Genomic DNA, 7689 nt, shown 5'->3' with positions numbered 1-7689 from the left:
AGTAAATTTGGATGCTATTGGACTTTCGTCCAAGTAGTGAAATTGTATTAAATTGCAGTGTGTTTGAGGCGTGACTTCGCTTAACTGCCAACTTGCCGCATCGCTTCGGGCTTGCTTCGCAACCCTTGCTTGGCCTTCGGCACATTTTGCTTCTGTCACTCGCCTTGCACGGCAAGTCTCGTGCCATTGCAAAACGTCGGCAAGCCAACGTCGTTATGCGCCATTTTCTTTGAAATAATTCTCAAATAGAGAATGCTTATTAAAAGTTGAAATTTAATTTTTCTCTGACCCAAAGATAAAATGAAATTAGCCTATCTTTTGAGTATCGCTTTCATAATTACTTGCACATCAACTAATACGAAACGATCCGAATATTCAAAATTCGGATTGGAAGACATTTGTAGACTTGCTAAATCTGAAAATGAAGAGGTTTACAAAAAATTAATCACCTTTAGGTTTCAGGTTCGCAAATATCCTGAAACTCTTTCGCATTCAGGGATTATTGATTCTGCAGTTTTAACGGAGATATTTGGAATAAGTGACGATTTTTCTCTTGAGGATACAGGTCAGCTGTATGACGAAGATTCATGTTTAAAATATAGTTTTCTCTTCTTTAAAAAGGAAATAGCTACTAAATTTCGAAGAATAGAAATTGGAAAAAAGGTTTTAATATCAGCTAAATTCGGCATAATTTCACGACCAAGGGATCCTTCAAAGAAATCGACGGTTGTAATGTTGATTGAGGATATTGAGTCGTTATAAAGATATAATTAAGTTAAATTGTTTTATTACGGAAAGAAAACGGCGCATAACTATCGGCTCTGACGCGGCGCTTCGGGATTGCTTCGCAACCCTTGCTTGGCCTTCGGCACATTTCGCTTTGTCACTCGCCTTGCAAGGCAAGTCTCTTGCCAAGTCCTTACGGACTCGCGAAACGTCGTCAAGCCTTGGTCGTTAAGCGAAATTCCGCCGGATTTTGTTTTTTTATTTTTAGAAGCTCGGAAGCGTGCGGATTTGGTTCTAAAACATAGGAAATTTTCCAGAGTTTTAGCGCTCCCCAATGGAGGCTGGTGCCGTCGCCAGGCTGTGCATCTTGGTATTTGAGCGTCCTGCGGAAGTATATGGTTTCATTTTATCCAATCCCGAAAGGGGAGCGCGATACTTTGGAATAAGGGAATTTAATACTATTGGACTTTCGTCCAAGTAGTGAAATTGAATTAAATTGCAACGTGTTTGAGGCGTAACTTCGCTTAACTGCCAACTTGCCGCATCGCTTCGGGCTTGCTTCGCAACCCTTGCTTGGCCTTCGGCACATTGGCTCCCGTCACGACTTTTGCTTGGCAAAAGGTCGCGCCTGGCTCTAACGCCTCTTCGAGGCTCAGAGTCGCCAACGTCGGCAAGCCAACGTCGTTATGCGAAAGTCCAAATAATTTAATCTTAGACATTAACGTTTTACATGCTTCGCAAAGAGTCTATTCAGAAGGTTAATAACTTTATCTTAAATTCTTTCACCAATACCTGTGATAATTGGCAATCTGTCTCTATTGTTTTATGGTGGACCAGTCACTGATTCGGGGTTAGTAGTATGGGAACTCGAAAGCTCCGGCTCTGATGACGGGCTGCTCGGACTTGCGATAATCATTTGCTGGATTCCGATTCTCTTAGAGATCTATTCTGTAAGATTGCTCTTTTTAAAGTTCCTTCTTCGATCGGTGACTATTTTTACATTTTCAGTATGCTCATTATCAGCATTATTCTTCGAGGTCGCTAGTTTTAATCTTAGTAACTACTCAGATAATCGCATAGTATTTTGGCTTTCGAGTTATTATGTGGCTTTGATTTTGCTAACTGTTTCCGTGGGTATTTCTGTCGTAGAAACTACTTACGAAATAGTAAAGAGATACAAAAAGTTCGGAATCAATTAACTATAATGTATAGCGTTTGGACCTTCGCATAACTGTCGGCTCTGACGCATCGCTTCGGGCTTGCTTCGCAACCCTCGCTCGGGCTGCGCCACATTGGCTTCAGTCACGGCTTTTGCAAAAGCAAAATCCGCGCCTGTCTCTAACGTCTCCTTCGGAGACTCAGAGTCGCCAACGTCGTCAAGCCTTGGGTCGTTAAGCGAAATTCCGCCGGATTTTGTTTTTTTATTTTTTGAAGCTCGGAAGCGTGTAGATTTGGTTCTAAAACATAGGAAATTATTCAGAGTTTAAGCGCTCCCCTATGGCATCTGGTGCCGTCGCCATGATATGCATCTTGGTATTTAAGCGTCCTGCGGAAGTATATGGTTTCATTTTATCCAATCCCGAAAGGGGAGCACGATTCTTTGGCATTAGGGAATTTAATACTATTGGACTTTCGTCCAAGTAGTGAAATTGAATTAAATTGCAATGTGTTTGAGGCGTAACTTCGCTTAACTGCCAACTTGCCGCATCGCTTCGGGCTTGCTTTGCAACCCTTGCTTGGCCTTCGGCACATTTTGCGTCTGTCACTCGCCTTGCAGAGCAAGTCTCGTGCCATTGCAAAACGTCGGCAAGCCAACGTCGTTAGTCGCCATAATCTCAAAATATTTATTCTAAGAGAAAACTATGAAAACCCATTTAAAATTCATTCTCGTAGTAATTGGATTTATCTTTTGCTTCAACTGTCAAAAACCTGAAGACCTTGCAGTTTTAGTTGCTCCAATAACTTATTCTATAGCTAAGAATGCTATTGATCAGGGAAAAAGGAATGGAGAATACTTTATAAAACTTAAATACTCAAATATTCAGAAAGAAGAAGGGGATTGGCCTTCTGGAGAAATAAATTACGAAGTGGAATCTGCAGAGTATCCAGGAAAAGTCGGGAAGATTCAATACATATTAAATGGTAGCCATTTGGCCACTGCCATAGTTGTTCCTCCAGGAAAGAATAAAACTCAGTTTCAAGTCAATTTGGTTGAAAGCGCAATCGTATTTGGCCAAACTCAAAGTATTGAGAGTTACCTCAATGTCATGGCTAAACAGTTATCTGTAAGCACTCCTAAGGATCTTAAAATTGCAGTTTTTGATTTTGAAGGTATTAAGGGTGAGCGGACTGTATTAGGAAAACGCCTCCCAGAATCTCTCATCAATTACCTTGTTAACTATAAATTGCAAGTATTAGAAAGACGTTCTCTTGATTCAGTGATAAAAGAACTTAGTTTTCAGAAAACAGGGTTAACTCAGGGTTCCGATGTAAGGAATGAGATAGGCAAATTCTTAGGAGCAGACGCTATTTTAACGGGAACCTTAAAGAATGATAAGGAAGAGATATTAATAAATGCGAGAATAATTAGAATAGACACCGGAACTGTGGTAGCTGCGGAAAAAATAATTATTCCTAAGTATCTCTTTCCTCAAAGCGATTTTCATGTATTCTGAGTAATTGAGATTACGGCGACTAACTTACGCCTCTGCCGCAGCGCTACGGGATGCTTCGCACCCTTGCTTGGCCTTCGGCACATTTTGCTTTGTCACTCGTCTTGCAAAGCAAGTCTCGCGCCAAGTGCTTCGCACTCGCAAAACGTCGGCAAGGCTTGGTCGTTAGCCGAAATGGCTGAAATTTAATGATATTCCAAAATTTTAATAACAGAATGAGATGTTTATGGATCAAGTTGAATATACAAATTTAAATAATAGATACGAAAAGCAGATCCTCAAAATTAAGATAATTATTTTTATTTTAGTGCTTTCTGCAATAATTCTATTTCTCCCAGTTTTTCTGCTGAAAGAGCCTGATGGAAAAACTCAGTTAGATTTATTAAAGATAGATAATCTATCAAAAATCGGAGATTATTTGTCTGGAACGACTGGAACAATTCTCAGCCTATCTGGTCTCTTATTGATATATCTATCCTTTCTTGGTCAAAGGCAAGATATACTGATGCAGCAATTTGAACTCAAAGAAAGTCAAAAAGTGTGGCAAGGTCAGCAAAAAGAGCTTGCATATCAAAATGAAAATACGCAGCGAAACAGATTTGAGAGCACATTTTTTAATTTAGTCGGTATGTTGTATGATTTGCAGAATAGCTATGCAAAAGGGAATTCCGCAGGTTCCGATAAATTTCGAAATGATATGACGCAGTTAATTAACCGATACTTAAGTGTCAAAAAGGACGCTGGAGCTATTGCTTCCTATGCAAAAGACTCTGATTTTTTCTATCTATACTATAATTATATAGCTCATATAATGAATATAGTCGACTATGTATCGACGAGTCGATTAGAAAGAAAGGATCAAGAATTTTATATAATGACTCTGAAAAACTTATTATCTGTGCGCGAACTCCTTTTTATCGAGATTGCTTCGAAAATAGATATTTTCAGAAAATCAAACAGTGAATATTTAACTTTGTTGATTGCAGAAAATTCTGCTTTGTTTGAGCGATGGAAATAGGCGCCACTTCGGCTAACTGTCGGCTCTGACGCTTCGCTGCGGGTTCACTTCGTGACCCTTGCTCGGGCTTCGCCACATTGGCTCAGTCACTCGAATTGCATAGGCAATTCTCGTGCCTGTCTTCACTTCGTTCAGCTCGCCAACGTCGTCAAGCCTTGGTTGTTATGCGAAATCATGGTATAATAATTTTATGAGAATTAAATTAGAACTACTTTTAAGTATAATTTTTACCTTCGGCGGAATATGGTACTTTTTGCTAATTGAGATAATTGAAATTTACTCGCTCCATCCAATTAGTAAATTACTTCTACCTTATGGAATATTTCACTATGCAATATTTATCATATTGTGTTTTGCACTTGTACTTGTTCATTTCGAAGGATTGGCGATAGTTAGTCCGGGTAATACACAGATTGATCTTATTAGAAGGTGGTTAACGAAACTACTTTTAAAGAATTGGTTGCTTTTACTCGGTATTTCGGTCCTTGCTAGTGTTATGCTTAGATTGGAGATCCAAGTCAATATGTATTGGGTTTTTGCTATTTTGATTATTCTGCTGATTCCTGGCTTATTAAAAATTAATTTTAAATATTTTGCGAATATCCAATTGTTCTCACGAAATCTATTAGATTTGTTCTATAATAAAATATTGATTATCCCTTTCATGCTAATTGGGCTTGCTCTTCACGTCCTATCCCTTTCGTTAATTTTCTCTGATGTGAAATTTATAACAGATAAAGCATTGTATTCAAAACAAGATAAATTGTTGGTCTCAATTAAGCGAAGCGGATATATTTATTTACCAAAAATTATAAAGACTACGTTTAATGGAAAGTTGATATATTTAAACGGCGCCCGGTCCGGATTTGGAAATTTGACTAATTTAATTGATTTAACGACAGCTGATATTTCCTCTGACAATGCCTTCGAAGCGGAGTATATTACGCAATTCATATCCTATACGAGAAAAACAGAATTATTTGTTATTATAGCACCATGACTTCGCATAACTATCGGCTCTGACGCAGCGCTTCGGGATGCTTCGCACCCTTGCTTGGCCTTCGGCACATTGGCTCAGTCACTCGAATTGCAGTGGCAATTCTCGTGCCTGTCTTCACTTCGTTCAGCCCGCCAACGTCGTCAAGCCTTGGTCGTTAAGCGAAATTCCGCCGGATTTTGTTTTTTTATTTTTCGAAGCTCGGAAGCGTTGGGATTTATTTTCTAAACGTAGTAAATCTTATAGTCTTCAAGCGCTCCCCAATGGAGGCTGGTGCCGTCGACATGATGTCCATCTTGGTATTTGAGCGTCCTGCGGAAGTATATGGTTCCATTTTATCCAATCCCGAAAGGGGAGCGCGATACTTTGGAATAAGGGAATTTAATACTATTGGACTTTCGTCCAAGTAGTGAAATTGAATTAAATTGCAGTGTGTTTGAGGCGTAACTTCGCTTAACTGCCAACTTGCCGCATCGCTTCGGGCTTGCTTCGCAACCCTTGCTTGGCCTTCGGCACATTTTGCTTCTGTCACTCGCCTTGCAGGGCAAGTCTCGTGCCATTGCAAAACGTCGGCAAGCCAACGTCGTTAGGCGCAATTCTGAAAATATAATGTACAAAACAATATTCGTATTACTATTTCTAATATCTTTTCCTTTCAACGCATATGGAGATGATTTTTTAGAAGTTCTTGGGTCCGGAAGAGTTAAAAAAGGAAATTTAAGTTCGGCACTAAGAATAAATAAAATAAGACCTTTTCTTAAATCTAAATATCGTTCTGATTCTGCGAAATTTTACGCTATAAATAATATTGCATATAAAAATATTTATTTAATGTACGATGAGCAGGTGAGTAGGCTTTGCTATTATAATGTACATGCAAAAAATGAATTTTGCGAAACTTATAACGGAAGCGATGGGTATCATTATAAGTGGTATTTGGATCTTAAGAAAAACAACACAATGTATGTTCTTGAATTTGACGATGATGAAGATTATGCTGATTATCGCATCAGCGAAATGAACCTCCAAAATATGAAGAAGAGAACCCTGTTTAATATTCTCCCCATTGCGAAAGACGGAGATCGTCTGAATTGGGGTGATTTAGATAGTATTCAAGATATTATTTTGGAAAAGAAAAGTCTACCTTATAAACTTAATGTTGCTTTAAATCATCGAATACCTATTGACTCTGCATTTTTTGAAGGGAAAGGTAAAATACCTATATTTTTCTTTATCGGGACTATGACAGATAATTCGACTTATAAAGAATTGATCATGGAAAAAGGTCGATTCATGTATATTGACCAGGTCGAATTATTGTTAAAGAAAATTGAAAAAAAGCAGTAGCTAATTCTCAGAACTGCGCCTAACTGCCAACTTGCCGCATCGCTTCGGGCTTGCTCCGCAACCCTTGCTTGGCCTTCGGCACATTGGCTCCAGTCACGACTTTTGCTTGGCAAAAGGTCGCGCCTGGCTCTAACGCCTCTTCGAGGCTCAGAGTCGCCAACGTCGGCAAGCCAACGTCGTTAGGCGGACATTCCGGAAAGATATTATTTAATAATGGAAAGACTTTTAGCTCTAATAATTCTAACAGCTTCATTTTCTTTATCATCTAAAGAAATTACTTCTGTAACTGTAAAGAAAAGTGAAAGAAAGCTTATCGTAGTTCAAAACGGTGTAAATATTCTAGAATTAAAGATTTCACTTGGATTTAATCCTGATGGGAATAAGTTGCAAGAAGGTGATGGTAGAACACCTGAAGGCGAATATAAACTAGATTATCTAATAAATGATTGGGAATACTATAAAGCTTTTCATATTTCTTATCCAAAGGTTGATCAGATAAAAAAGGCAAAGGAAAATGGAGTAAACCCCGGTGGTGGAATCCTAATTCATGGAATGCAGACAAAATGGAATTGGGTAGGGAAATTACATACATTTTGGGACTGGACTCATGGCTGTATTGCAGTTACTAATGAACAAATGGATAAGTTGATAGAAATAGTTCCGGTTGGTTCAAAAATCATAATTGAACCATGATCAATTTAAATATTTGCTATTCGATCCGGAACGTCGCCTAACTGTCGGTGCTTCCGCTCCGCTCGCGGATCGCTTACACGACCGCTCGCTCGGGCTTCGCCACATTTGCTTCTGTCACTCGCCTTGCAGAGCAAACTCGTGCCATCGCAAACGTCGGAACACCTTGGTCGTTAAGCGCAATTCCGCCGGATTTTGTTTTTTTCTTTTTCGAAGCTCGGAAGCGTGTAGATTTGGTT

At 39.1% G+C, this 7689-nt stretch carries 6 protein-coding genes; all 6 read left to right on the top strand.

Translation table 11 applies throughout. The features are described 5' to 3' along the window. Window positions 1-300 precede the first annotated feature (300 nt). The 6 genes from LEP1GSC061_RS08915 to LEP1GSC061_RS08875 all read left to right on the top strand — a co-directional run bounded on the left by LEP1GSC061_RS08915 (window position 301) and on the right by LEP1GSC061_RS08875 (window position 7453). Complete coding sequence (locus LEP1GSC061_RS08915; RefSeq protein WP_156844521.1) at window positions 301-762, top strand: hypothetical protein; 462 nt, start codon at window positions 301-303, stop codon at window positions 760-762. Window positions 763-2588: 1826 nt separating this feature from the next. Continuing rightward, window positions 2589-3401: a FlgO family outer membrane protein gene (locus LEP1GSC061_RS08900; RefSeq protein WP_016545114.1), complete on the top strand. Its 813-nt coding sequence runs from the start codon at window positions 2589-2591 to the stop codon at window positions 3399-3401. Between the two features lie 223 nt (window positions 3402-3624). Next, the gene (locus LEP1GSC061_RS08895) at window positions 3625-4416 is read left to right on the top strand and encodes a hypothetical protein (protein ID WP_016545115.1); all 792 of its coding nucleotides are present in this window, start codon (window positions 3625-3627) and stop codon (window positions 4414-4416) included. A 523-nt stretch (window positions 4417-4939) separates the two neighbouring features. Continuing rightward, the gene (locus tag LEP1GSC061_RS21450) at window positions 4940-5416 is read left to right on the top strand and encodes a hypothetical protein (protein ID WP_156844525.1); all 477 of its coding nucleotides are present in this window, start codon (window positions 4940-4942) and stop codon (window positions 5414-5416) included. A gap of 516 nt (window positions 5417-5932) precedes the next feature. After that, the gene (locus LEP1GSC061_RS08880) at window positions 5933-6760 is read left to right on the top strand and encodes a hypothetical protein (RefSeq protein WP_198014253.1); all 828 of its coding nucleotides are present in this window, start codon (window positions 5933-5935) and stop codon (window positions 6758-6760) included. A gap of 213 nt (window positions 6761-6973) precedes the next feature. Beyond that, window positions 6974-7453 carry a L,D-transpeptidase family protein gene (locus LEP1GSC061_RS08875; RefSeq protein WP_040508301.1) on the top strand — a complete coding sequence of 160 codons (480 nt, stop codon included), beginning with the start codon at window positions 6974-6976 and terminating at the stop codon, window positions 7451-7453. Window positions 7454-7689 lie beyond the last annotated feature (236 nt).

Origin of the sequence: Leptospira wolffii serovar Khorat str. Khorat-H2 (genome assembly GCF_000306115.2) — a bacterium.
Classification (GTDB): Bacteria; Spirochaetota; Leptospiria; order Leptospirales; family Leptospiraceae; genus Leptospira_B; species Leptospira_B wolffii.
The sequence above is the reverse complement of the archived record's forward strand: the minus strand, read 5'-3'. Positions and strand labels throughout refer to the sequence as shown.

What these genes read in the sequence shown, in the direction of transcription:
- LEP1GSC061_RS08915 (WP_156844521.1), top strand. Translation starts at nt 301, where the DNA reads ATGAAATTAGCCTATCTTTTGAGTATCGCTTTCATAATTACTTGCACA.
- LEP1GSC061_RS21450 (WP_156844525.1), top strand. Translation starts at nt 4,940, where the DNA reads ATGTATTGGGTTTTTGCTATTTTGATTATTCTGCTGATTCCTGGCTTA.
- LEP1GSC061_RS08875 (WP_040508301.1), top strand. Translation starts at nt 6,974, where the DNA reads ATGGAAAGACTTTTAGCTCTAATAATTCTAACAGCTTCATTTTCTTTA.
- LEP1GSC061_RS08895 (WP_016545115.1), top strand. Translation starts at nt 3,625, where the DNA reads ATGGATCAAGTTGAATATACAAATTTAAATAATAGATACGAAAAGCAG.
- LEP1GSC061_RS08900 (WP_016545114.1), top strand. Translation starts at nt 2,589, where the DNA reads ATGAAAACCCATTTAAAATTCATTCTCGTAGTAATTGGATTTATCTTT.